Source organism: Pseudomonas sp. GW821-FHT03C07, assembly GCF_059420925.1.
On record NZ_JBWKUQ010000009.1, the window covers coordinates 191,434 to 214,470 of the forward strand.

At 62.2% G+C, this 23,037-nt stretch carries 22 protein-coding genes; 17 read left to right on the forward strand and 5 right to left on the reverse strand.

Annotation, left to right across the window (positions count from 1 at the left end):
- The first annotated feature begins 44 nt into the window (after positions 1–44).
- From AC07VG_RS18940 to AC07VG_RS18975, 8 genes are all read left to right on the forward strand, one after another.
- Positions 45–593 (forward strand): hypothetical protein, encoded by a 549-nt coding sequence (locus AC07VG_RS18940; protein ID WP_495021681.1) that lies wholly within the window; start codon positions 45–47, stop codon positions 591–593.
- A 96-nt stretch (positions 594–689) separates the two neighbouring features.
- Positions 690–1,031, forward strand: coding sequence for a type II toxin-antitoxin system YafO family toxin (locus tag AC07VG_RS18945; protein WP_495021682.1), 342 nt, complete (start codon positions 690–692; stop codon positions 1,029–1,031).
- 88 nt (positions 1,032–1,119) lie between these two features.
- Positions 1,120–2,215, forward strand: a protein-coding gene (gene prfB / locus AC07VG_RS18950) for a peptide chain release factor 2 (protein WP_248794669.1) whose coding sequence is annotated in 2 segments (ribosomal slippage) — positions 1,120–1,191 and positions 1,193–2,215 — 1,095 coding nt in all. Because the reading frame shifts where the segments join, the coding sequence is not laid out codon by codon here.
- Positions 2,216–2,297: 82 nt separating this feature from the next.
- The gene (gene lysS / locus AC07VG_RS18955) at positions 2,298–3,800 is read left to right on the forward strand and encodes a lysine--tRNA ligase (RefSeq protein ID WP_494999368.1); all 1,503 of its coding nucleotides are present in this window, start codon (positions 2,298–2,300) and stop codon (positions 3,798–3,800) included.
- Positions 3,801–3,893: 93 nt separating this feature from the next.
- A complete protein-coding gene (locus tag AC07VG_RS18960) occupies positions 3,894–4,610 on the forward strand; it encodes a TetR/AcrR family transcriptional regulator (RefSeq protein ID WP_494999369.1) in 717 nt (238 codons plus the stop codon).
- 9 nt (positions 4,611–4,619) lie between these two features.
- Positions 4,620–5,933, forward strand: coding sequence for a flavohemoglobin expression-modulating QEGLA motif protein (locus AC07VG_RS18965; RefSeq protein WP_494999370.1), 1,314 nt, complete (start codon positions 4,620–4,622; stop codon positions 5,931–5,933).
- A 173-nt stretch (positions 5,934–6,106) separates the two neighbouring features.
- A complete protein-coding gene (locus tag AC07VG_RS18970; RefSeq protein ID WP_494999371.1) occupies positions 6,107–7,021 on the forward strand; it encodes an alpha/beta hydrolase in 915 nt (304 codons plus the stop codon).
- Entirely contained in the window at positions 7,018–7,344 is a 327-nt protein-coding gene (locus AC07VG_RS18975; protein WP_494999372.1) for a PA3694 family proteiin, read from the forward strand. The genes AC07VG_RS18970 and AC07VG_RS18975 overlap by 4 nt, the downstream gene beginning before the upstream one ends.
- A 195-nt stretch (positions 7,345–7,539) precedes the next feature.
- Here the strand turns inward: AC07VG_RS18975 and AC07VG_RS18980 are convergent, their stop codons facing one another.
- Positions 7,540–7,881, reverse strand: coding sequence for a pilin assembly protein (locus tag AC07VG_RS18980; RefSeq protein WP_494999373.1), 342 nt, complete (start codon positions 7,879–7,881; stop codon positions 7,540–7,542).
- A gap of 223 nt (positions 7,882–8,104) precedes the next feature.
- On the opposite strand from AC07VG_RS18980, the gene ppc reads away from it, so the two are divergent.
- From ppc to AC07VG_RS19010, 6 genes are all read left to right on the forward strand, one after another.
- Positions 8,105–10,735: a phosphoenolpyruvate carboxylase gene (gene ppc, locus AC07VG_RS18985; protein WP_495021683.1), complete on the forward strand. Its 2,631-nt coding sequence runs from the start codon at positions 8,105–8,107 to the stop codon at positions 10,733–10,735.
- Positions 10,736–11,020: 285 nt separating this feature from the next.
- Complete coding sequence (gene adk, locus AC07VG_RS18990) at positions 11,021–11,668, forward strand: adenylate kinase (RefSeq protein WP_100942394.1); 648 nt, start codon at positions 11,021–11,023, stop codon at positions 11,666–11,668.
- A 93-nt stretch (positions 11,669–11,761) separates the two neighbouring features.
- Complete coding sequence (tsaB, locus tag AC07VG_RS18995) at positions 11,762–12,436, forward strand: tRNA (adenosine(37)-N6)-threonylcarbamoyltransferase complex dimerization subunit type 1 TsaB (protein ID WP_494999375.1); 675 nt, start codon at positions 11,762–11,764, stop codon at positions 12,434–12,436.
- A gap of 334 nt (positions 12,437–12,770) precedes the next feature.
- The gene (locus tag AC07VG_RS19000; RefSeq protein ID WP_494999376.1) at positions 12,771–13,073 is read left to right on the forward strand and encodes a hypothetical protein; all 303 of its coding nucleotides are present in this window, start codon (positions 12,771–12,773) and stop codon (positions 13,071–13,073) included.
- Positions 13,074–13,086: 13 nt separating this feature from the next.
- Positions 13,087–13,959: a DUF72 domain-containing protein gene (locus AC07VG_RS19005; RefSeq protein WP_494999377.1), complete on the forward strand. Its 873-nt coding sequence runs from the start codon at positions 13,087–13,089 to the stop codon at positions 13,957–13,959.
- 33 nt (positions 13,960–13,992) lie between these two features.
- On the forward strand, positions 13,993–14,820 hold the full coding sequence (locus tag AC07VG_RS19010) for an isocitrate lyase/PEP mutase family protein (RefSeq protein WP_494999378.1): 828 nt from the start codon (positions 13,993–13,995) through the stop codon (positions 14,818–14,820).
- Positions 14,821–14,849: 29 nt separating this feature from the next.
- Here AC07VG_RS19010 and AC07VG_RS19015 read toward each other — a convergent pair whose 3' ends face one another.
- Complete coding sequence (locus tag AC07VG_RS19015; protein WP_494999379.1) at positions 14,850–15,464, reverse strand: energy transducer TonB; 615 nt, start codon at positions 15,462–15,464, stop codon at positions 14,850–14,852.
- Positions 15,465–15,556: 92 nt separating this feature from the next.
- Between AC07VG_RS19015 and AC07VG_RS19020 the strand changes: the two genes are divergently transcribed.
- Complete coding sequence (locus AC07VG_RS19020; protein WP_494999380.1) at positions 15,557–16,339, forward strand: class I SAM-dependent methyltransferase; 783 nt, start codon at positions 15,557–15,559, stop codon at positions 16,337–16,339.
- Between the two features lie 156 nt (positions 16,340–16,495).
- On the opposite strand, the gene AC07VG_RS19025 is transcribed toward AC07VG_RS19020, so the two are convergent.
- Positions 16,496–17,131: a TetR/AcrR family transcriptional regulator gene (locus AC07VG_RS19025; RefSeq protein ID WP_494999381.1), complete on the reverse strand. Its 636-nt coding sequence runs from the start codon at positions 17,129–17,131 to the stop codon at positions 16,496–16,498.
- A 93-nt stretch (positions 17,132–17,224) separates the two neighbouring features.
- Here AC07VG_RS19025 and AC07VG_RS19030 point away from each other — a divergent pair, with 93 nt between their 5' ends.
- The gene (locus AC07VG_RS19030) at positions 17,225–18,325 is read left to right on the forward strand and encodes an efflux RND transporter periplasmic adaptor subunit (RefSeq protein WP_494999382.1); all 1,101 of its coding nucleotides are present in this window, start codon (positions 17,225–17,227) and stop codon (positions 18,323–18,325) included.
- Positions 18,326–18,331: 6 nt separating this feature from the next.
- A complete protein-coding gene (locus AC07VG_RS19035) occupies positions 18,332–21,442 on the forward strand; it encodes an efflux RND transporter permease subunit (RefSeq protein ID WP_495021684.1) in 3,111 nt (1,036 codons plus the stop codon).
- A 123-nt stretch (positions 21,443–21,565) separates the two neighbouring features.
- Here the strand turns inward: AC07VG_RS19035 and AC07VG_RS19040 are convergent, their stop codons facing one another.
- Both AC07VG_RS19040 and AC07VG_RS19045 read right to left on the reverse strand, forming a co-directional pair.
- On the reverse strand, positions 21,566–22,255 hold the full coding sequence (locus AC07VG_RS19040) for a DUF4197 domain-containing protein (protein ID WP_494999384.1): 690 nt from the start codon (positions 22,253–22,255) through the stop codon (positions 21,566–21,568).
- Positions 22,256–22,377: 122 nt separating this feature from the next.
- The gene (locus tag AC07VG_RS19045) at positions 22,378–22,998 is read right to left on the reverse strand and encodes a hypothetical protein (protein WP_121137127.1); all 621 of its coding nucleotides are present in this window, start codon (positions 22,996–22,998) and stop codon (positions 22,378–22,380) included.
- Between the last annotated feature and the right edge of the window lie 39 nt (positions 22,999–23,037).

A 23,037-nucleotide genomic window follows, 5' to 3' on the forward strand; every position in this document is an offset into this window, starting at 1 on the left:
CAAAATACTTTTGAGCAGACCGCTCCTTGAACGGGTATTTCAACATGAAGCCTGAATCACCGCCCAGCATCCCCACAGCGTCGCTGCTATTGGCCGCGCTCGCTTTGATTGGTGGGTACGGTGCGGCGGTATCGGTTCAGGCTGCTGCGGATCATGATAGCGGCTTCAGAAATGAGGCCAGCCAGAAGTCTAGCCAGCTTGCCATTGAGATTCATAGGCTGATAAAAAAGGCGAAACAGGTAGAAAACGGGTTCGCAAGCCTCATCAAAGACATGCTTGCCAGAGACCCAGCTCGTACTCCTGAAGGACTGGATGCTCAAGCAAAACTTGAAGATCTAGGGCGGAATCTGGACAGCTTTCGCGGCATGGAACTGACGCTACGCAGTGCGATTGTTCCGGAGGGGTTGACCGAGGTCCATATGGATCTTCGTCGGTCCATGGCTCGTGCAAGGGAGAAAATGGCGATTACCCATAGCCTGCTTTCTCAGATGCTGACAGTGACGGAATCCTTTGAAGGTACTGCTGATGGAGAAGGGCTACGTGCATTGGCCGAGCATTCCACCCAGAGGCTGATTGAGTTGGCTAACGCCTGATGTCCAGGGCGTCAGCCAACTTTCATCCGGAATCCTGCCGCGAGTTTTTTCTGGATGTCCTGAAGGATTATCCTGGGTTGGACGCCGCTCTACTGAATGATTTCGCCCTCTATAAAGCAGACAGGTATCCCTTCAGATCGGTTTGGGCGTGACGCTCCCTACGTCTGGCCGGCGGCAGCGTTTAATGCAAACCTCATGCATATCCACTTAAAGCTTCCGCCGGAAAAATTCCCCAGGCACCTTCCGCAGATTGATCGAGTATGTCGTAGAGGCGCTCCGGAAAAGGACGCCGCTCTAGTTTATGTGCGCGGGGAGTTGGAGGAGCATCGTTACTGTCTCCTCGCGGTCCTGTATCCCGATGGGCATGCAAGGGCACGTGAAGAGAAGCTAATGCGATACCTGGCCAGATTGGCGCAGAAGTTTCGCGGCGAAAACTGAAATCACCCCGCCAAGCGGGCTGCCGGGACGCGCGCAATTCGGTTATACTCGCCGGCTTTCAAAAGTTCACCGACGAGTGCTGCCCGCCATGGAAATCAACCCGATCCTTAACAGTATCAAGGACCTGTCCGAGCGCTCCGAAACCATTCGGGGGTATCTTTGACTACGATCAAAAGCATGAGCGTCTGACCGAAGTCAATCGCGAGCTTGAAGATCCGGCTGTCTGGAACAACCCCGAATACGCGCAGAACCTCGGCCGCGAGCGCTCCGCGCTGGCGCTGATCGTTGAGACCCTGGATGACATGTCCAGTGGCCTGAGCGACGCCCGCGACCTGCTGGAAATGGCCGCCGCCGAAGAAGACCAGGGTGCCGTCGACGACGTCGCCGCTGAAGTCGAACGCTTGCGCGCCGCCCTCGAGAAACTCGAATTCCGGCGGATGTTCAGCGGCGAAATGGACGCGAACAACGCCTACCTGGATATCCAGGCCGGTTCCGGCGGCACCGAAGCCCAGGACTGGGCCAATATCCTGCTGCGCATGTATTTGCGCTGGGCCGACAAACGCGGTTTCGACGCCACCATCATGGAACTGTCCGCCGGTGAAGTCGCCGGGATCAAGGGCGCCACCGTGCATATCAAGGGCGAGTACGCCTTCGGTTGGCTGCGCACCGAGATCGGCGTGCACCGCCTGGTGCGCAAGAGCCCGTTCGACTCCGGCAACCGTCGTCACACCTCGTTCTCGGCGGTTTTCGTCTCGCCGGAAATCGACGACAACATCGAAATCGAAATCAACCCGGCCGACCTGCGGATCGATACCTATCGCTCCTCCGGTGCCGGTGGCCAGCACGTTAACACCACCGACTCGGCCGTACGGATCACCCACGTACCGACCAACACCGTGGTCAGCTGCCAGAACGAACGTTCCCAGCACGCGAACAAAGACACCGCGATGAAAATGTTGCGGGCGCGCTTGTACGAACAGGAAGTGCAGAAGCGCAACGCCGCTTCCCAGGCCCTGGAAGACACCAAGTCGGATATCGGCTGGGGTCACCAGATCCGCTCCTACGTACTCGACGCCTCGCGGATCAAGGATCTGCGCACCAACATCGAACGCAGCGACTGCGACAAGGTGCTGGACGGCGATATCGACGAATACCTGGAAGCCAGCCTCAAGCAAGGGCTGTAAGACACTACTGTGGGAGCCGGCTTGCTGGCGATCCCCGGCCGTAGGCCGGGGGCAACGAACCTGTGATGGAAAATCTAAAGACATGAGCGACCTACAACTCGACCCGCAAGCCCTGCAACAGGAAGAAAACACTCTGATCGCCCTGCGCAAGGAAAAGCTGGCTGCCGAGCGCGCCAAGGGTCAGGCCTTCCCCAACGACTTCCGTCGCGACGCCTACTGTGAAGACTTGCAGAAACAGTACGCCGACAAGACCAAGGAAGAGCTGGCAGAGGCAGCGATCCCGGTCAAGGTTGCCGGTCGCATCATGCTCAACCGTGGCTCCTTCATGGTGATCCAGGACATGTCCGGGCGCATCCAGGTCTACGTCAACCGCAAGACCCTGGCCGAAGACACCCTGGCCGCGGTGAAAACCTGGGACCTCGGTGACATCATCGCCGCTGAAGGCACCCTGGCCCGTTCCGGCAAGGGCGACCTGTACGTCGAAATGACCCAGGTGCGCCTGCTGACCAAGTCGCTGCGCCCGCTGCCGGACAAGCATCACGGCCTGACCGACACCGAAACCCGCTATCGCCAGCGCTACGTCGACCTGATCGTCAACGAAGAAGTACGCCAGACCTTCCGCGTGCGTTCGCAGGTCATCGCCCATATCCGCAACTTCATGATGCAGCGCGATTTCATGGAAGTGGAAACGCCGATGCTGCAGACCATTCCCGGCGGTGCCGCGGCCAAGCCGTTCGAAACCCACCACAATGCGCTGGACATGGGCATGTACCTGCGCATCGCGCCGGAGCTGTACCTCAAGCGCCTGGTGGTCGGTGGCTTCGAGCGGGTGTTCGAGATCAACCGCAACTTCCGCAACGAAGGCGTGTCGACCCGGCACAACCCTGAATTCACCATGTTGGAGTTCTACCAGGCCTACGCCGACTATGAAGACAACATGGACCTGACCGAAGAGCTGTTCCGTGAACTGGCCCAGGCCGTTCTCGGCAGCACCGACGTGCCATACGGTGACAAGGTCTTCCACTTCGGCGAACCTTTCGTGCGCCTGTCGGTGTTCGACTCGATCCTCAAGTACAACCCGGAGCTGAGCGCCGCCGACCTGCAGGACGTCGACAAGGCCCGCGCCATCGCCAAGAAGGCCGGCGCCAAGGTCCTCGGCTTCGAAGGCCTGGGCAAGCTGCAGGTGATGATTTTCGAAGAACTGGTCGAGCACAAGCTGGAACAGCCGCACTTCATTACCGAGTACCCGTTCGAAGTCTCGCCGCTGGCCCGCCGCAATGACGAGAACCCGAACGTCACCGACCGTTTCGAGCTGTTTATCGGCGGTCGTGAAATCGCCAACGCCTATTCCGAGTTGAACGACGCGGAAGACCAGGCCGAGCGCTTCCAGGCCCAGGTGGCCGAGAAGGACGCCGGTGACGACGAGGCCATGCACTACGACGCCGACTTCGTGCGGGCGCTGGAGTACGGCATGCCGCCCACTGCGGGCGAGGGCATCGGTATCGACCGCCTGGTGATGTTGCTCACCAACGCACCGTCGATCCGCGATGTGATCCTGTTCCCGCACATGCGGCCGCAAGCGTAAACCTGTTGTTGAAAAAGCCGCCCTTGCAAGGCGGCTTTTTTATTGTCTGTTGGTACTGATGTTTCAAATCATTACAAGAGAGGAAGACCGGTAGTGGAGCGTGCAAAGGCGCAAAAGGGAGCAGCTGGCGTCGCCACGGCGGTGGCTGAAAGCGTTCAGTATCAAGGGCGCAAGGCCAGCCGGCAGGGCAGCGAGCAGCGGCGACAGGAGATTCTCGACGCGGCCATGCGCATTGTCGTGCGCGACGGCGTACGCGGGGTGCGGCACCGCGCGGTGGCCGCCGAGGCCGGTGTGCCGCTGTCGGCCACCACCTATTACTTCAAGGATATCGATGACCTGCTTACCGATACCTTCGCCCAGTATGTCGAGCGCAGTGCGGCCTTTATGGCCAAGCTGTGGGGAAACACCGAAGGCATCTTGCGGGAAATGGTCGCCTACGGTGACGGCAGTACGGCCTCACGGGCGCAACTGGCCGACGACATCGCCCACATGATCGCCGACTACATCCAGCGGCAACTGCACAACCGTCGCGAGCACCTGATGGCTGAGCAGGCGTTTCGCCAGGAAGCGCTGCTCAATCCACGCCTGGCGGTGTTGGTGCGCTCGCACCAGCAGATTCTCCTGGAGGGCGCCTACCAGTTTGTCCAGGTGCTGGGAACCAAAGAGCCACAGCAGGATGCCAAAGTGTTGACGGCGATTATCGGACGGATGGAATATCAGGGCCTGCTCAACGACACCGAGGCCCAGACCGAGCAAGACATGCTGGGGATCCTCTCGCGTTACATGCATCTGGTGCTGGCCTCGGTCTAGGCTGCGTGCATGGCTATTCACCGCCGTCACTTTCAGGAGTCACCCTTGGACGATTACCAGCAGACGATACGCAGCCTCTCCGATCGCATTGTGCTGGCGCAGACACCGATTCGCGTGCTCGATGCGGTGAAGTGGGACGACAATATCCGCAAGGGGTTTCTCAAGGCCAAGGGCAAGGAAATGCCGGCGGTGGATCGCGACTATTACACCTCGCGGCCGCTGTCGTTCGATTCCAGCGCGGTGAAGCTGGAGTTCCAGAATATCGAGCGCGACATCACCCGGCGGCTCGGCCAGTTCAATCCGGTCGGGCAGATCATGCGCCGTATGTGCCGTGAGTACCGTCAGGTGGTGCGGATGCTTGAAGCCCGTGGCACCGCGGATTTCGGGCTGATTTCCCAGGAACTGTACGGCGCCGCGTCGGATGCCTTCCACGCCGGTGATCCGACCCTGGCGGACCTGGGCTTGATGCTGTCCGATTACCTGAACAATATCGACGTGCGCGGGGACCTCAAGGACGAACCCAAGACCCTCACTGCCAAGGACGCGGTCGAGCTGTTGCAAAGCCGCTTGAACAAGGTGTTCGGCGAGGCCGAGGGCACCATCCGGGTGTTCGAGTCTGACGGTATCGTCGCCGACGCGGCGGCGGGTGCCGATTACATCAAGATCCGTGCCGATGCGATGTTCAACTCGCGGGATGTACGGGCGCTGGAGGTGCATGAAGGTCTGGTGCATGTCGGCACCACCCTCAACGGCTTGAACCAGCCGATCTGCACCTTCCTGTCCAAGGGGCCACCCTCGTCGACCGTGACCCAGGAGGGCCTGGCGATCCTGATGGAGGTGATTGCCTTCGCCTCCTATCCGACCCGCCTGCGCAAGCTGACCAACCGTACCCGGGCCATCGACATGGTGGAGCAGGGCGCGGATTTCCTCCAGGTGTTCGAATTCTTTCGCGAACAGGGTTTCGAGATGGCGGAAAGCTATGGCAACGCCAGTCGGATCTTCCGTGGCTCGACCCCCACGGGCCTGCCGTTTACCAAAGACTTGTCCTACCTCAAGGGCTTCATCATGGTTTACAACTATATTCAGTTGGCCGTGCGCAAGGGCAAGCTCGAACAGGTGCCGTTGCTGTTTTGCGGCAAGACCACGTTGGAGGACATGCGCACGCTGCGCCAACTGGTGGATGAAGGCCTGGTGGTAGCCCCCAAGTACCTGCCGGAACAGTTCCGCGACATGAATGCACTGTCGGCCTGGATGTGTTTCAGCAACTTCCTGAACCACTTGAGCCTGGATCGGATCGAAGCGGATTACTCTAATATCCTCTGACCGCTGACCGCTGACCGCTGACCGCGCCCTGTAGGAGCGAGCTTGCTCGCGATGGACGTCAACGATAACGCGGGGCAACTGCTGCCCCGCGGTGCCTGTGCCGCCATCGCGAGCAAGCGCGCTCCTACAGGGGATGGCGGGGGGCTCTACATATCTAGCGAGGCTTCAAACGGATGAGAATCCTCGGCGTGCTGTGCTTGTTGCTGACCCTGGGCGGTTGCAGTTCCCTGCTGTTCTATCCCGATCCCGGCCTGCCATTCACCCCGGACAAGGCTCACCTCGAATACCGCGATGTCACCCTGACCACCGCCGACGGCTTGCGCCTGCGCGCCTGGTGGCTGCCGGTCAAGGCCGGCGTGGCGGTCAAGGGCACGGTGCTGCATCTACATGGCAACGGCGGCAACCTGTCCGGGCATCTGGGCGGCAGTTGGTGGTTGCCGGAGCAGGGTTACCAGGTGCTGATGCTCGACTATCGCGGTTATGGACTGTCCGAAGGCGAGCCGAGCCTGCCGGCGGTTTACCAGGATATCGATGCCGCGTTCGACTGGCTGCAAAAGGCCCCGGAAGTCCAGGGCAAACCCCTGGTGGTCCTGGGGCAGAGCCTGGGCGGAGCGCTGGTGGTGCATTACCTGGTGGAACGCCATCCCGAGTATCAGTCGCGGCTCAAGGCCCTGGTGCTTGATGGCGCGCCGGCCGGCTACCGGTCGGTGGGGCGTGATGCCCTCGCTTCGTCCTGGTTGACCTGGCTCCTGCAAATCCCGCTGTCCTGGTTGGTGCCCGACGGTGACAGCGCGATCAAGGCCATGCCGCGCCTGACCGGGGTGCCGAAACTGATTTTCCACAGCCTCGACGACCCGATCGTGCCGCTGAGCAATGGCATCCAGCTGTATCAGGCGGCGCCACCGCCACGGGTGCTGCAACTGACCCGTGGCGGTCATGTGCAGACCTTCGGCGACCCGACCTGGCGCCAGGTGATGCTGCGTTATCTCGACGACCCGCAACACTTCAACGGCCTGCGCCGCCTGGGCGAGATCCCGAATTATCCGCCTGTCCCGAATTCGAATAGTGAACCAGAGAGTCCGCAATGACTGAAGAACGTAACGCCATTCCCCTGATCATCACCGGTATCTGCAGCATCCTCGGTACGGTGGCGTGCTTGTGGTACTACGGCTACCTGCATTTCGCCAAGCCGGAGGATGCGCTGCTGTTGAACGAGTTCACCATGCTCAAGACGGTGCCCGGGGAGGATTACAAGCTGTCGCTGGAGCCGGCGGCGCAAACCGCGCAGTGCGTCGATGGCGTGCTGGTGCTGTTCGACACCGAACAGAAGGGCCTGACCGGCGTGCTGGTGAACAGCCAGAAGCAGGCGGTGCGCTGCATGGGGCAGGAAACGCCGAAGTTGGAGCAGTAACCTGCCTTATCTGTAGGAGCGAGCTTGCTCGCGATGGGCGTCAACGATAACGCGATTCTTCAAGGGTATCGCGGTGTCCTTGCGTTTATCGCGAGCAAGCTCGCTCCTACAGTGACCGCATGACCGCATGACCGCAGTGACTGTCGTTGCGCGTCAAGGGGCAAGACGGTATCCATAAGGGACGCGCGCTGCGCTTTAATGTTTCGGTTTGTCCTGGGACGCCAGGTCATGCAGATGACGTCGCGACAACGTCAGGAAACGCGGTGTCGGCCCGACGTCCTCATACAGCGGATCGCCTTCTTCGTCGGTGGCCACCACCTGTGCGCCCTGGATATAGGGGAAACTGGCTTCCAGTTCCTCCAGCGCCGCGCCGATCAGCTCGCCGAGCAGCTCTTCCGGGCGCCGTTTGGGGTACATGTCGATCACCGCCGCCAGTCGCGCCGCAGCTTCCACATCCAGATGAATGGCATAGCCGGTGTCGGTCAACCGACCCTTGGCGTTTTCTTCCCAGTGCTGGGCAAGCTCGCGGATTTTCATATCGACCTCAATTCGCACCCGTTGATGGTGGGTATTGATGAGTGACCGGCCTGTACCGGCGATAAGGCCCTCATGGGACCTATCTATCAGACTAGCTTCAGGTCACGAGGTTCATTGCGGATTTTTGCCGGGCAGCAATTATCCGCTCGACTTGTAAGCATTCGCCGCCGTGGTGCACTCTTGCGCTTGTGAGCCATCTCAGCGTCCCCCGGAGAGTCTGTCGATGTCCGATATTGATGTACGTTTGCGTGAAGACGTCCACCTGTTAGGTGAACTGCTGGGTAATACCATCCGTGCCCAGCACGGTGACGAATTCCTCGACAAGATCGAGCGTATCCGCAAAGGCGCCAAGGCCGACCGCAGCGGTTCGGTCAATGCCGAGCTCAGTGCCAGCCTGGACAGCCTGGGCGACGACGAGCTGCTGCCGGTGGCCCGGGCCTTCAACCAGTTCCTCAACCTGGCCAATATTGCCGAGCAGTATCAGTTGATTCACCGCCGCGACGAGTCGCAGCCAGCGCCCTTCGAGTCGCGGGTGCTGCCGGAGTTGCTGGCGCGGCTGCTCGCCGAAGGCCATGGCGCCGAATCCCTGGCGCGGCAATTGGGCCGCCTGGAGATCGAACTGGTGCTCACCGCGCATCCCACCGAAGTGGCGCGGCGGACTCTGATCCAGAAATACGATGCGATTGCCGCGCAATTGGCGCAGCAGGACCACCGTGATCTCACCGGCGCCGAGCGCGAGCAGATCCACCAGCGCTTGCAGCGTCTGATCGCCGAAGCCTGGCACACCGAGGAAATCCGCCGTACCCGACCGACGCCGGTAGACGAGGCCAAATGGGGCTTCGCGGTGATCGAGCATTCCCTCTGGCAAGCCATCCCCAATTACCTGCGCCGTGCCGACCAGGCGCTGTTTGCCGCCACTGGCCTGCACCTGCCCCTGGAAGGTGCGCCGATTCGTTTCGCCTCCTGGATGGGCGGCGACCGCGACGGCAACCCGAATGTCACGGCCAAGGTCACCCGTGAGGTCCTGTTGCTGGCCCGCTGGATGGCGGCGGACCTCTATCTGCGCGATATCGATCAGTTGGCCGCCGAGTTGTCGATGCAACAGGCCAGCGCGGCCTTGTGCGCCCGCGCCGGCGAGAGCGCTGAACCTTACCGCGCCGTGCTCAAGCAATTGCGTGAGCGGCTGCGGGCCACCCGCAACTGGGCCCAGGCCTCCCTCGCCACGACGCAACCGGCGTCGGACGAGGTGCTGCAGCACAACCGTGAACTGCTGGAGCCGCTGCAACTGTGCTACCAGTCCCTGCACGACTGCGGCATGGGCGTGATTGCCGATGGCCCGCTGCTCGATTGCCTGCGCCGGGCGGTGACCTTCGGTCTGTTCCTGGTGCGCCTGGATGTGCGCCAGGACGCCTCCCGTCACGCCGCCGCGATGACCGAGATCACCGACTACCTGGGCCTGGGGCGTTACGAAGACTGGAAGGAAGAAGACCGCCTGACGTTCCTGATGCGCGAGCTGGCCAATCGTCGCCCGCTGCTGCCGGCCTATTTCAAGCCTTCCGCGGACACCGCCGAAGTGCTGGCAACCTGCCGGGAAATCGCCGCGGCGCCGGCGGCGTCCCTCGGTTCCTATGTGATCTCCATGGCCGCTGCCGCCTCCGATGTGCTGGCGGTGCAGTTGCTTCTCAAGGAGTCCGGGGTGCTGCGGCCGATGCGTGTGGTGCCATTGTTCGAAACCTTGGCTGACCTGGACAACGCCGGGCCGGTGATGGCGCGACTGTTGCTGCTGCCCGGTTATCGCGCCCGCCTGCAAGGTCCGCAGGAGGTGATGATCGGCTACTCCGATTCGGCCAAGGACGCCGGCACCACGGCGGCGGCCTGGGCGCAGTATCGGGCCCAGGAACGCCTGGTGGAGATCTGCCGCGAGCAGCAGGTCGAACTGCTGCTGTTCCATGGTCGCGGTGGCACCGTCGGCCGTGGCGGCGGTCCGGCCCACGCGGCCATCCTGTCGCAGCCGCCGGGTTCGGTGGCGGGGCGTTTCCGCACCACCGAGCAGGGCGAAATGATTCGCTTCAAGTTCGGCCTGCCGGATATTGCCGAGCAGAACCTCAACCTCTACCTGGCCGCCGTACTCGAAGCCACCTTGCTGCCGCCACCGCCGCCGCAGCCGGCCTGGCGCACGTTAATGGACGAACTGGCCGCGGACGGCGTCAATGCGTACCGCGCCGAGGTGCGGGATAATCCGCAGTTCGTCGAGTACTTCCGTCAGTCGACCCCGGAACAGGAACTCGGGCGCCTGCCGCTGGGCAGCCGTCCGGCCAAGCGCCGCGCCGGCGGTATCGAAAGCCTGCGGGCGATCCCGTGGATTTTCGGCTGGACCCAGACGCGCTTGATGCTGCCGGCCTGGCTTGGCTGGGAAGCCGCGTTGCGCAAGGCCCTGGCCCGGGGTGAAGGCGAGCTGTTGGCGCAGATGCGTGAGCAATGGCCGTTCTTCCGCACCCGTATCGACATGCTGGAAATGGTCCTGGCCAAGGCCGACAGCGATATCGCCCGCTCCTATGACGAGCGCTTGGTGGATGCCGAATTGCGGCCATTGGGGGCGCACTTACGCGACCTATTGTCGCAGGCGTGCGCGGTGGTTCTGGGTTTGACCGGCCAGTCGCAACTGCTTGCCCACAGCCCCGAGACCCTGGAATTCATTCGCCTGCGCAACACCTATCTGGATCCGCTGCATCGCTTGCAGGCCGAGTTGCTGGCCCGTTCGCGGCGCCAGGAAACCACCCAGGACAGCCCTCTGGAACAGGCTTTGCTGGTGTCTGTGGCGGGAATTGCCGCCGGACTGCGCAATACTGGCTAAGGTGTGTAGGAAGCGTCTCTGTGTACGGCAAGGCAAAAGCGACTGCCCAGTCAGGGGCGGTCGTTTTTGTGTGGCGACACTTTATTGTCGGGGGGCGACCCGGCGTAGCAGGTTTCAGCGCTTGTGCAGGCATGAGTGACTGCGACTTTCGGCGGCTTGTGTGGGTACGGTCGGCTGTGTATCTTGATCAGCCTTTGGCCGTTTTGCGGCCATGACCCTATTTTTGAGATTGGCCCCACGAGGCGAATCCGAGCGTTTCTAAATAAAAAATTGAGGAGCACATCGATGCGCGTCATTCTGCTGGGAGCTCCCGGGGCCGGTAAAGGTACTCAGGCTAAGTTCATCACCGAAAAATTCGGCATCCCGCAAATCTCCACTGGCGACATGCTGCGCGCCGCGGTCAAGGCCGGCACCGAGCTGGGCCTCAAGGCCAAGGGCATCATGGACGCCGGCGGTCTGGTCTCCGACGACCTGATCATCGCACTGGTCAAGGACCGTATCGCCCAGGCCGATTGCGCCAAGGGTTTCCTGTTCGACGGTTTCCCGCGGACCATTCCCCAGGCTGAAGCCCTGGTGGACGCCGGCGTCGAGCTGGACTACGTGGTCGAGATCGCCGTCGATGACGAAGAAATCGTCCAGCGCATTGCCGGCCGTCGTGTGCACGAGGCTTCCGGGCGCGTCTACCACACCGTCTACAATCCGCCGAAAGTCGAAGGCAAGGACGATCTGACCGGGGATGACCTGGTCCAGCGCAAGGACGACACCGAAGAAACCGTGCGTCATCGCCTGTCGGTCTACCATTCCCAGACCAAGCCGCTGGTGGATTTCTACCAGAAGCTCTCGGCCGCCCAGGGCAAGCCGAAGTACAGCCATATCGCCGGTGTCGGTTCGGTGGAATCGATCACCAGCAAGGTGCTTGAAGCCTTGAGCTGATCGTTGTAGTTGCCGCGTCTACAACAGCCCGCTTGCGGGCTGTTGTTGTTTATACTGTTGCACTTTTTTCCTTTCGACCTGACGGATACATCGATGAGCACCTTGCTGGCCCTGGACACCGCGACTGAAGCCTGCTCCGTCGCCTTGCTGCACGACGGCAAGGTGACGAGCCACTACGAGGTGATTCCGCGCCTGCACGCGCAAAAGCTCTTGCCGATGATCCAGCAGTTGCTGGCGGACGCCGGTATCAGCCTGTCGGCCGTGGAGGCGATTGCCTTCGGCCGTGGTCCAGGGGCCTTTACCGGGGTGCGGATTGCCATTGGTGTGGTTCAGGGGCTGGCGTTTGCCCTGGAGCGTCCGGTGTTGCCGGTGTCGAACCTGGCGGTCCTCGCGCAACGGGCCTTTCGTGAGCGCGGTGTGCGTCAGGTGGCCGCGGCCATCGATGCGCGGATGGACGAGGTGTATTGGGGCTGCTACCGCGAGGAAGCGGGGGAGATGCGCCTGGCCGGGGTTGAGGCCGTGCTGGCACCGCAACTGGCGGCGTTGCCGGACGACGCCACGGGCGAGTGGTTTGGTGCGGGCACGGGCTGGGGTTATGGCGAACGGATCCAGGTTGCGTTGAGCGGTCAGGATGCCAGCCTGCTGCCTCACGCCGAAGACCTGTTGAGCCTGGCGCGCTTTGCCTGGGCGCGCGGCGAGGCGATCCCGGCCGACGATGCCCAGCCCGTCTACTTGCGCGATAAAGTGGCAACGCCCAAGGCGCGTTGAGCCCGCAAGGCTGCATACGGTCCTTGTAGGAAGTCTGGCTTGCCAGCGATGACGGCCGAAAGGGCAATACAAGGCTTACTGGCCTCATCGCCGGCAAGCCGGCTCCCACAAGGTTGGGCGGCAACTGATAAAATTCAGGCTAAACTGAACGTTAACTCGATCAGCCGAAAAAACGCCTGAATCAGTCAAAAATGTGCCGTTCATCATGTTTTTCCCACCCAGGCGTCAGGGTGTGAAAACCTTTTCCAGGTTCTGTGGTCCAGTTATCACTCGGGCAATAGCTAAGTGCGGTGCGTGCTGCTAAATTGCCATCATCGACACCGAGCATGCCCCAATGCGTATAGACGGCGTTTCCTCACAGTCCTACCCCATCAAGCGCAAGCCGCGCAAAGGCAGCGTCGTGCTCGACGACGATGCCGATGTCTCGAATGGTGATAGCGATGAGGACCTCTCCGAGGTCGCCGCCCGCGCCGAAGCGGCCGGTAGTCGTCTGGCCAATCTGCCGGCCCGCCCGCAGGACATGATCTTCCATCGCGCCATGAGCAAAAGCGTCGCCAATGCCCTGGCCAGCTACCTGACCACCGCCGGTTTCGTCGAGTGGGACATGGAAGTGCTGGGGCTCGACCTGCATATCTGATTTAATCGGGTCGATGACTGATCCTGTCCTGCTGCCTTACTACCTCGGTTGCCCCTCCTGGAGCGAAAACGCCTGGCGCGAGTCTCTGTACCCGCCCACCGCGCGCGCCAGCGACTTTCTCGATCTCTACGCTCAGCTGTTCAATGCCGTCGAAGGCAACACCACCTTCTACGCACGGCCCGCGCCCGCCACGGTAGAACGCTGGGCGCAGCTTATGCCCGAACACTTTCGCTTCACCGCCAAGTTTCCCCGGGATATCAGCCACGGCGGTGACCTGCGCGAGCAGGTCCAGGCCGCTGAAGACTTCCTGCAACTGCTCAAGCCGCTGGGCCCGCGGGTGGCGCCACTGTGGCTGCAATTGCCGGCCAGTTTTGCGCCGCAGCGCCTGGCCGAGCTGGCCGGGTTTATCGACGCATTGGAGCGCCCGTTGGCGATTGAAGTCCGTCATCGCGACTTCTTCGCCAAGGGCGACGCGGAGCGGATGCTCAATCGCATGCTGCTGGACCGGGGTGTCGAACGGATCTGCCTCGATCCGCGGGCACTGTTCAGTTGCACCTCCACTGAAGCCTCGGTGCTCCACGCCCAGTCGAAAAAGCCCAAGGTGCCACCACGGCCGGCGGCGTTCACGCTGTTCCCGCAAGTGCGTTTTATCGGTCACCCGGAACTGCAGGCGAATGAGCCTTTCCTGACCCCCTGGGTCGAAAAGGTCGCCGGCTGGATCGAGGAGGGACGCACGCCCTATGTGTTTCTGCATACCTCTGACAACCGTCTCGCACCGGCGCTGGCGCAACGGTTCCATGCCCGGCTGATGGCGCGAATGCCTGGCTTGCCGGCGCTGCCTGAGCTATACAGAGGACCCGCCACGGAGCAACTTGGTTTGCTCTGATGGCACTCCACTCTCTTCGCCAGGAGTCGACCCATGGATGCGCAAACCCTTAGAGCCCAAGCCTTCAAGGCCCTGCACGAACGTGCGGGGGCCTTCGTGATTCCCAATCCCTGGGATGCCGGCTCGGCGAAAATGCTCGCCGCGCTGGGCTTCGAGGCGCTGGCCACCACCAGCGCGGGCCTGGCGTTTTCCCTTGGACGTCCGGATGCGGAGGGGGCCAACTCGCTGAGCGATACGCTGGAAAACGCGCGCAGCATTGTCCTGGCCACGGCGCTGCCGGTGGCGGCGGATCTGGAAAATGGCTTCGGCCACAGCTCCGTCGGTTGCGCCGAGGCGATTCTGCGCGCGGCTGACGCCGGATTGGTCGGCGGCTCGATCGAGGACGCCAGCGGCCATGCCGAAGACCCTATCTATGCATTCAACCATGCAGTCGAGCGGGTCGAAGCCGCGGTTGCCTCAGCCCGCAGCCTGGCGTTCCCGTTCATGCTCACGGCGCGGGCGGAGAATCTGCTGCATGGCCGCCTGGATCTGGCGGATACGATTCGCCGATTGCAGGCGTTCGCCGAGGCCGGTGCCGACGTGTTGTATGCACCGGGCCTGCGCACACGTGAGGATATCCAGGCGGTGGTCAAGGCCGTGGCGCCCAAGCCGGTGAATGTGTTGATGTCGGGTGGGGTGTCGCTGTCGGTAGCCGAGTTGAGCGAGTTGGGGGTCAAGCGCATCAGCGTCGGTTCGGCGCTGGCCCGGGCGGCGTACGGCGCGTTCTATCGGGCGGCCGAGGAGATTCGTGGGCAGGGGACGTTTGGCGCGCTGGATCAGGCGATACCTTTTGCGCGGATCAATCAGATGTTCAAGGGCTAGGTAGACACATTCTTGCAGGCGCTGGCGACTCAGGCCGCCAGGCGCAGATTCTGTGCCACCAGCGGACGGGCCCAGTGCAGGTCGTAATCCATGGCTTTCTGCTGCTTGGCCAGGGTTTCTTCGTCGAATGGCACGTGGGGTTGCAGCAGGTCCAGTTCGAATTCGGCAATCGGCAGGTGCAGCGGACGCGGTTGCGGTGCCGGGCCGGGCACGGGCAGTGGCTGACCGGCGGTAAGAACGATAGGACGGACCCAACCGCTTTCGAAATCCTGCTGCTTCTGCTGGGCGACGATTTCTTCCGGCGGATAGGGCACGGGACGCTTCAGCAGGTCCAGATCGAATTCGGCAATCGGCAGGAACAGCGGCTCCGGTGGACGCACCGGTGTGTCCTGCACATCACACTGGCGCTGGTCGACGATCTGCGCGAGCAGCTCGGCGCCGGCGGTGGGTTCCACCGGGCCATCGACAGGCAGCTGTGCCTGGACATTCTTGCCATCCGGCGTATCCCCCACCTGTTCGGCCAGCGCCCGGGCAAAAAAATCTTGCCACAGGTGACTGACACCGCTCAGTGCCTGGGAATTGCGCAGGCCATAATCGCCGGTGGGCGACAGATAACCTATGGATGTATTGCGAATGTCTGACATGGCTCTCGAGTGGCGCTCAGGTCTGGCAAAATGCTGGATAATGTTTTTATCGGCAGCTTTTGCCGATCATTAAATTTTTGAGCGTGTTTTTCATGAGTGAGCAGCAAGCGCCGGTGCGTATCAGAGTCGAGGCCCTGGCCGAAGGGTTGCAATCCCGGGCCGAAGAGTGGGCCGAGCGCCTCGGTTTGCCGTTGCAGGAGCCCGAAGCGGAGTTCGCTCTGCAGCTGTCCGAGCAGGGCTTGCAATTGCAACAACTGGGCCCCGAGGCGCCCGGGCCGGTCCGCGTGGACTTTGTCGAAGGCGGCGCGGCACATCGACGTCTGTACGGCGGCGGCAGCGGGCAGATGATCGCCAAGGCGGTCGGGATTCAGCCAGGCGTGCGTCCGCGGGTGCTGGATGCCACGGCGGGCCTGGGCAAGGATGCGTTCGTGCTGGCCAGCCTGGGCTGCGAGATGAGCCTGATCGAGCGCCAGCCGTTGATTGGCGCCTTGCTCGAAGACGGTCTGTCCCGCGGGCTGGAGGATTTCGAGGTGGCGCCGATTGTCTCGCGCATGCGCCTGCTCAAGGGCAACTCGATCGAGGTGATGCGCAATTGGGAGGGTGAGGCGCCGCAGGTGATCTATCTGGATCCGATGTTTCCCCACCGCGAGAAAACCGCCCTGGTGAAGAAGGAAATGCGCCTGTTCCGGCCGTTGGTGGGCGATGACCCGGACGCGCCGGCCTTGCTCGAGGCGGCACTGGCTCTGGCGACCCATCGGGTGGTGGTCAAGCGCCCACGCAAGGCACCGTGCATCGACGGGCCGAAACCGAGCCATGGCCTGGACGGCAAGTCGAGTCGCTACGATATCTATCCGAAGAAAGCCCTGAAACCGTGAAAGCCTGCTTGGCGTGACGGCTTGGGCGGTCTTGAGGGCCTCATCGCGAGCAAGCTTGCTCCTACAAGTTTTGCGTCGTGCATAGACTTTGCTTACGACACAAATCTTGTAGGAGCAAGCTTGCTCGCGATAGCGGTTTGACAGGCACCCGAGTGCTCAAGGCCGGTAGGCGCGCATGAACAACCCCACCACTTCGCGCACATGCGCCTCGCCCTCGATTTCGCTCAACGGCTCGCCGCAGCCGTAGAGCAGGCGGAAGTTCCCCGCACCCTTGAGCAGGCAGAAAAAATGCTCGGCGGCGTTATGCGGCTTGTCGATCACCAGGGCGCCGCTCTGGTGAATCTGGCTGAGCAGTTGCTCCATCTCCGTGAGCATGCGTTGGGGCCCGGCCTCGAAGAAGATCTGCGAGAGCTTCGGGTCCTGGCTACCCAGGGCCATGATCAGCCGATGCAGGTTCACCGACTCGTCACTGTTGATCAGGTGATGAAAGCCCCGGGCGATGTTCAGCAATACGCTTTCCACCGGTACGCCTTGGGGCAGCACGAAGAACAACTCGGGCAGCTGTTCTGTGCATTTGGCCACCACGGCAGCGGAGAACAGCGTCTCCTTGTCGTTGAAATGGCTATACACCGTCAGCTTTGAAACACCTGCTGCTGCAGCGACTGCGTCCATGCTGGTGCTGGCGTATCCATGACTCAGGAACAGATCTTTCGCCGCGTTCAGAATGGCCTGGCGTTTTGCCAGGTCCTTGGGGCGGCCGGGACCGCTGGGCACTGAAAGATTGTCGGACATTTTTTTACTTAATACTGGACTGGTCGGTTTGGTATTAATACCATACTGATCAGTATAAATATTCTGAGCACCACTAGCGAAAGGTCCTACACCATGTTCCGCTATGTCATGCCCCTTGCGTTGCCCGTCAGTCTAGCCCTTTTCCTAGTCGGTTGTGGTCATGAAGAGCCGGCCCAGGTCAGCGTGCGTCCCGCGATGGTGGTGCAGCCACAGCCTTCGGCCCAGGCCATGGACAGTTATCCCGGCGAAGTGCGCGCGCGTTTCGAGCCTGATCTGGCCTTCCGCATCGGTGGCAAGGTGAGCAAGCGATTGGTGGAGGAGGGCGAGCGGGTCAAGGCCAACCAGCCCCTGGCGGAGCTCGACCCACAGGACGTGCGCCTGCAACTGGAAGCGACCCGCGCCCAGGTCGCGGCCGCCGAGGCCAACCTCAACCTGGTGCGCTCCGAGCGTGATCGCTACAAGACCTTGCTCGACCGGCAGATGGTCAGCCGCTCACAGTACGACAATGCGGAGAACCTCTACCGTTCCGGTGAGGCGCGCCTCAAGCAGATCAAGGCCGAGTTCGACGTGTCCAGCAACCAGGCTGGGTATGCTGTGTTGCGCGCGCCCCAGGACGGTGTGGTTGCCAAGCGCCTGGTGGAAGTCGGCCAGGTGGTTGCCGCCGGCCAGACGGTCTTCACCCTGGCCGCCGATGGCGAACGTGAAGTGCTGATCAGTTTCCCGGAGCAGGCCTTTGGACGATTCAAGATCGGCCAGGATGTCTCGGTGGAGCTTTGGTCGCAGCCGGATCAACGCTTCAACGGGCGGATCCGCGAGTTGTCGCCGGCCGCCGATCCCAAGTCGCGGACCTTCGCCGCGCGGATTGCCTTCAGTGCCGGCAAGGTTCCGGCCGAGCTGGGCCAGAGCGCCCGGGTGTTTATCCAGGCCGCCGGCGTGGTGCCGTTGTCGGTGCCGCTGTCGGCGCTGACCGCGGAAAACGGTGCGACCTATGTCTGGCGAGTTCAGGCCGACAATACCCTCAAGCTGACCCCGGTGCGGGTCGGCGCCTTTGGCGAAAAGACCGTGCCGGTGTTCGAAGGCCTGACGGCCAGCGACTGGGTGGTGGCGGCCGGCGTGCATGTGCTCCATGACGGCGAGTTGGTTCGCCCGGTGGATCGCTCCAACCGCGTGGTCAATCTGGCGGCCAAGGAGTAGTCCTCGATGGGTTTCAATCTTTCCGAATGGGCGTTGCGTAATCGCCAGATCGTGCTGTTCCTGATGATCCTGCTGGCGGTAGTCGGCGCGTTGTCCTACACCAAGCTGGGGCAGAGCGAAGACCCGCCGTTCACCTTCAAGGCCATGGTCATCAAGACCAACTGGCCGGGAGCCACGGCCCAGGAAGTTTCGCGGCAGGTCACTGAACGCATCGAAAAGAAGCTGATGGAGACCGGCGAGTACGAGCGGATTGTGTCCTTTTCCCGGCCGGGCGAATCCCAGGTGACGTTCATGGCCCGGGATTCGATGCACTCTTCACAGATTCCCGACCTCTGGTACCAGGTCCGGAAGAAAATCGGCGATATCCGCCAGACCTTGCCGCCGGACATCCAGGGGCCATTCTTCAACGATGAGTTCGGCACCACCTTCGGCAATATCTACGCCCTGACCGGCGAAGGTTTCGATTATGCGGTGCTCAAGGACTACGCCGACCGTGTCCAGATCCAGTTGCAGCGGGTCAAGGACGTGGGCAAGGTCGACCTGCTCGGTTTGCAGGACGAAAAGGTCTGGATCGAGCTGTCCAACGTCAAGCTGGCCACCCTCGGCCTGCCGCTGACCGCCGTGCAACAGGCCCTGCAAGAGCAGAATGCGGTGTCCACCGCCGGCTTCTTCGAGACCCCGACCGAGCGCGTGCAACTGCGGGTCAGCGGTAACTTCAAAACGGTCGACGAGATCAGGAGCTTCCCGATTCGCGTGGGCGATCGCACCTTCCGGATCAGCGATGTCGCCGATGTCCATCGCGGCTTCAACGATCCCCCGGCACCGCGCATGCGTTTCATGGGGGAAGACGCGATCGGCCTGGCGGTGGCGATGAACGAGGGCGGCGATATCCTGGTGCTGGGCAAGGCCCTGGAGACCGAGTTCGCGCGTATCCAGAAAAGCCTGCCGGCGGGGATGAAACTGAGCAAGGTCTCCGACCAGCCCGCCGCGGTGAAGAGTGGCGTCGGCGAGTTCGTCCAGGTGCTGGTGGAGGCCCTGGTCATCGTGCTGCTGGTGAGTTTCTTCTCCCTCGGCGTGCGCACCGGGATGGTGGTGGCCCTGGCGATTCCGCTGGTGCTGGCGATGACCTTTGCCGCCATGTATTACCTGGGCATCGGCCTGCACAAGATTTCCCTCGGTGCACTGGTGCTGGCCCTCGGCTTGCTGGTGGACGATGCGATCATTGCCGTGGAGATGATGGCGATCAAGATGGAGCAGGGCTTCGACCGCCTCAAGGCGGCGAGCTTTGCCTGGACCAGCACCGCATTCCCGATGCTCACCGGTACCCTGATCACCGCCGCCGGCTTCTTGCCGATTGCTACCGCGCAGTCGGGCACGGGCGAGTACACCCGTTCGATTTTCCAGGTGGTGACCCTGGCGCTGCTGGCGTCATGGATCGCGGCGGTGGTGTTCGTACCTTATCTGGGGGAAAAACTGCTGCCGGATTTGGCCAGGATCCATGCCGCCAAACACGGCGGCGAGCAACCGGACCCTTATGGCACGCCGTTTTACCAGCGGGTCAGACGCACGGTGGAGTGGTGCGTGCGTCGGCGTAAAACCGTGATTGTGCTGACTATCGCGCTGTTTATCGGCTCGGTGTTGCTGTTCCGCTTTGTGCCGCAACAATTCTTCCCGGCCTCCGGGCGACTGGAGCTGATGGTCGATCTGAAGCTGGCCGAAGGTGCGTCCCTGAACAACACCACCGAACAGGTTTCGCGGCTGGAGGCCCTGCTCAAGGATCACCCCGGTATTGATAACTATGTGGCCTATGTCGGCACTGGTTCGCCGCGTTTCTACCTGCCGCTGGACCAGCAATTGCCGGCCACCAGCTTTGCCCAGTTCGTCGTGCTGGCCAAGAGCATCGAGGAGCGGGAAGCACTGCGTACCTGGCTGATCAAGGTGCTCGATGAGCAGTTCGCCGATATACGGGCCCGGGTGACACGTCTGGAGAACGGGCCGCCGGTGGGCTATCCGGTACAGTTCCGGGTGACCGGCGAGCATGTCGAGGTGGTCCGTGCCCTGGCGCGCAAGGTCGCGGCCAAGGTCCGTGAGAACCCGCATGTGACCAACGTGCATCTGGACTGGGAAGAGCCGAGCAAGGTGGTCTACCTGAACGTCGATCAGGACCGTGCCCGGGCGTTGGGGGTCAGCACCGCGAACTTGTCGCGCTTCCTGCAGTTGTCGCTGACCGGTTCGACCGTCAGCCAGTACCGCGAGGACAACGAGTTGATCGAAATCCTGATGCGCGGCACTGTCCAGGAACGCAACCAGTTGTCGGCACTGCCGAGCCTGGCGATACCGACGGACAACGGCACCAGCGTGGCGCTGTCGCAGATCGCGACCTTGGAGTACGGTTTCGAGGAAGGCATTATCTGGCACCGCAACCGCTTGCCGAACGTGACGATCCGCGCCGATATCTACGGCCAGGAGCAGCCGCTGAGCCTGGTCAAGCAGATCATGCCGACCCTGGACCCGATTCGCGCCGAGTTGCCGGATGGCTACCTGCTGGACGTCGGCGGCACCGTGGAGGATTCGGAGCGCGGCCAGGCTTCGGTGAATGCCGGCGTGCCGCTGTTTATCGTGGTGGTGCTGACCTTGTTGATGCTGCAACTGCGCAGCTTCTCGCGGGTGGCGCTGGTGTTCCTCACCGCGCCGTTGGGCCTGATCGGGGTGACCTTGTTCCTGCTGGTGTTCCACCAGCCGTTCGGGTTTGTCGCGATGCTCGGGACTATCGCCTTGTCGGGGATGATCATGCGCAACTCGGTGATCCTGGTCGACCAGATCGAGCAGGATATCCGGGCGGGCATGTCGCAATGGCAGGCGATCATCGAGGCGACCGTGCGGCGTTTCCGACCCATCGTGCTGACCGCCCTGGCGGCGGTGCTGGCGATGATTCCGTTGTCACGCAGCGTATTCTACGGGCCGATGGCGGTGGCGATCATGGGGGGCCTGATCGTGGCGACGGCCTTGACCCTGCTGTTCCTGCCGGCGTTGTATGCGGGGTGGTTCAGGGTGAAGAAGACGGTCCATCAAGAGCAGCCGCTCGGAGCCGGCCTAGTAAGCGCCCCGGACCTGTAGGAGCCAGCTTGCTGGCGATGAGGCCAGTAAGCCTTGCATCGCCTGATCGGCCGTTATCGCCAGCAAGCTGGCTCCTACAGGGGAATTGTAGGGCGCCAGCAAGCCGGCGCGCCACAGGTGACATCACAGCGCGCCAAACACCTTCTTCGCCAGGCTGGTAGCCGCCGCCGCCGGGTTGGCGCGGATGTCTTCTTCCTTCTGGGCGATCATCTTGAACAGGCCGTCCAGGGCCTTTTCCGTTACGTAGCTTTCAACGTTGGCACTCTTGGCGTCGAGTACGCCGAGGGTCGCCGCCTGCCCGGCGAACGAGTTGTACTGCTTGGCCAGGCCCACCTGGTCGGTGGCCTGCTTGACGATCGGCAGGAACTTGGCGCGGATCTGTTCGCGGCTGGTCTTGTCCAGGTACTGGGTCGCCGAATCCTTGCCACCGGTGAGGATGCCCTTGGCATCGGTCACGGTCATCTTCTTCACCGCATCCACCAGCAGCGCCTGGGCCTGTGGCATGGCGGCTTCCGCGGCCTTGTTCATGCTGGCTTCCAACTGGTCAACCTGGGCGCCCATGCCGAACTGCTTCATCTTGCTGGCGACCTTGCCGAGGTTGCCCGGCAGTTCGATCTTCACGGCCGGGTTGTTGCTGAAACCACCCGGTTTGCCGAGGTTGGTCACGGCGGCGACGGCGCCCTGGGCCAGGGCATCCTTGAGGCCGCCGGACGCTTCGCCCTGGGTAAGACTGCCGAGGGACAAGGCCAGGGCGTTGACGGAAATCAGCAGGCCCGCGCAGAAGCCGGCCAGACGAAGGGAGGGACGGAGCATGGAAGCTTCCTTGTTGGGGTCAGTGGGGAAATCCGTGGCGCCAGAAGAAACCTGGCGCCAGCCAGTAAGAATCTAACGAATTTATCGACAAACGTCAGTTTTTGAAAGGCGCCGCATGCGACTCAGGCACTGAGGATCAGGCTTTGCGGTTTCTCTTTCAGTAGCACGACGGTGCGCGGAATGGGCTTCATGGTGAACTTGCGCCGACTGCCGAAGGTGCCCTGGGTCTCGTAGGTCTGGCCCGGCTTGACCTTGTTCACGTCGTAGCGCAGGTAGCGTGGGATGGAGCCCTTGAAGAAGGTGATTTCCTCGCTGAGCACATGCACTGGAATACCCGGTTCGGTCTGGGCGACCAGCCTCAGGGTGGCCAGGGTATTGTCCTGCGTGCCGATCATCGGCACCAGCGCCGCGCTGAGGTACAGGTACCCCGGTGGGCTCAGGTGAAAGGTTTCTTCCTGGTTGTCCCGACGCCAGCGGAAGCTGTACTTGATGTCCGGCAGCAGGGAGGTGCCGGCGACACTCAGGTCGATGTCGATCTCGACCTTGCAGTTACGCTTGAGATCCGCCGGCAGTTCGAAGGTGAAGCGCCAGGGCGACTGGTCGGGAAGTTGCGCGCTGGTCCAGGTCCCCAGCAGGGTGTCGCTGCAGCGGTTGCGCAAGGTGATACGGGTTTCGGCCTTGGCCGGGATCCTGTAGTCCGGTGGGAAGTGGAACACAGCGGTCACGACGTTTTTTGCGGTCATCTCGATGTCCTTATCGAACGCGTCAAAGGCAACGCAAGA

Excerpts from the sequence above, each read along its gene's own strand:
- AC07VG_RS18940 (WP_495021681.1), top strand. The coding sequence starts at position 45 with ATGAAGCCTGAATCACCGCCCAGCATCCCCACAGCGTCGCTGCTATTG.
- AC07VG_RS18945 (WP_495021682.1), top strand. The coding sequence starts at position 690 with ATGATTTCGCCCTCTATAAAGCAGACAGGTATCCCTTCAGATCGGTTT.
- lysS (WP_494999368.1), top strand. The coding sequence starts at position 2,298 with ATGAGCGACCTACAACTCGACCCGCAAGCCCTGCAACAGGAAGAAAAC.
- AC07VG_RS18965 (WP_494999370.1), top strand. The coding sequence starts at position 4,620 with ATGGCTATTCACCGCCGTCACTTTCAGGAGTCACCCTTGGACGATTAC.
- AC07VG_RS18970 (WP_494999371.1), top strand. The coding sequence starts at position 6,107 with ATGAGAATCCTCGGCGTGCTGTGCTTGTTGCTGACCCTGGGCGGTTGC.
- AC07VG_RS18975 (WP_494999372.1), top strand. The coding sequence starts at position 7,018 with ATGACTGAAGAACGTAACGCCATTCCCCTGATCATCACCGGTATCTGC.
- AC07VG_RS18980 (WP_494999373.1), bottom strand. The coding sequence starts at position 7,881 with ATGAAAATCCGCGAGCTTGCCCAGCACTGGGAAGAAAACGCCAAGGGT.
- ppc (WP_495021683.1), top strand. The coding sequence starts at position 8,105 with ATGTCCGATATTGATGTACGTTTGCGTGAAGACGTCCACCTGTTAGGT.
- adk (WP_100942394.1), top strand. The coding sequence starts at position 11,021 with ATGCGCGTCATTCTGCTGGGAGCTCCCGGGGCCGGTAAAGGTACTCAG.
- tsaB (WP_494999375.1), top strand. The coding sequence starts at position 11,762 with ATGAGCACCTTGCTGGCCCTGGACACCGCGACTGAAGCCTGCTCCGTC.
- AC07VG_RS19000 (WP_494999376.1), top strand. The coding sequence starts at position 12,771 with ATGCGTATAGACGGCGTTTCCTCACAGTCCTACCCCATCAAGCGCAAG.
- AC07VG_RS19005 (WP_494999377.1), top strand. The coding sequence starts at position 13,087 with ATGACTGATCCTGTCCTGCTGCCTTACTACCTCGGTTGCCCCTCCTGG.
- AC07VG_RS19010 (WP_494999378.1), top strand. The coding sequence starts at position 13,993 with ATGGATGCGCAAACCCTTAGAGCCCAAGCCTTCAAGGCCCTGCACGAA.
- AC07VG_RS19015 (WP_494999379.1), bottom strand. The coding sequence starts at position 15,464 with ATGTCAGACATTCGCAATACATCCATAGGTTATCTGTCGCCCACCGGC.
- AC07VG_RS19020 (WP_494999380.1), top strand. The coding sequence starts at position 15,557 with ATGAGTGAGCAGCAAGCGCCGGTGCGTATCAGAGTCGAGGCCCTGGCC.
- AC07VG_RS19025 (WP_494999381.1), bottom strand. The coding sequence starts at position 17,131 with ATGTCCGACAATCTTTCAGTGCCCAGCGGTCCCGGCCGCCCCAAGGAC.
- AC07VG_RS19030 (WP_494999382.1), top strand. The coding sequence starts at position 17,225 with ATGTTCCGCTATGTCATGCCCCTTGCGTTGCCCGTCAGTCTAGCCCTT.
- AC07VG_RS19035 (WP_495021684.1), top strand. The coding sequence starts at position 18,332 with ATGGGTTTCAATCTTTCCGAATGGGCGTTGCGTAATCGCCAGATCGTG.
- AC07VG_RS19040 (WP_494999384.1), bottom strand. The coding sequence starts at position 22,255 with ATGCTCCGTCCCTCCCTTCGTCTGGCCGGCTTCTGCGCGGGCCTGCTG.
- AC07VG_RS19045 (WP_121137127.1), bottom strand. The coding sequence starts at position 22,998 with ATGACCGCAAAAAACGTCGTGACCGCTGTGTTCCACTTCCCACCGGAC.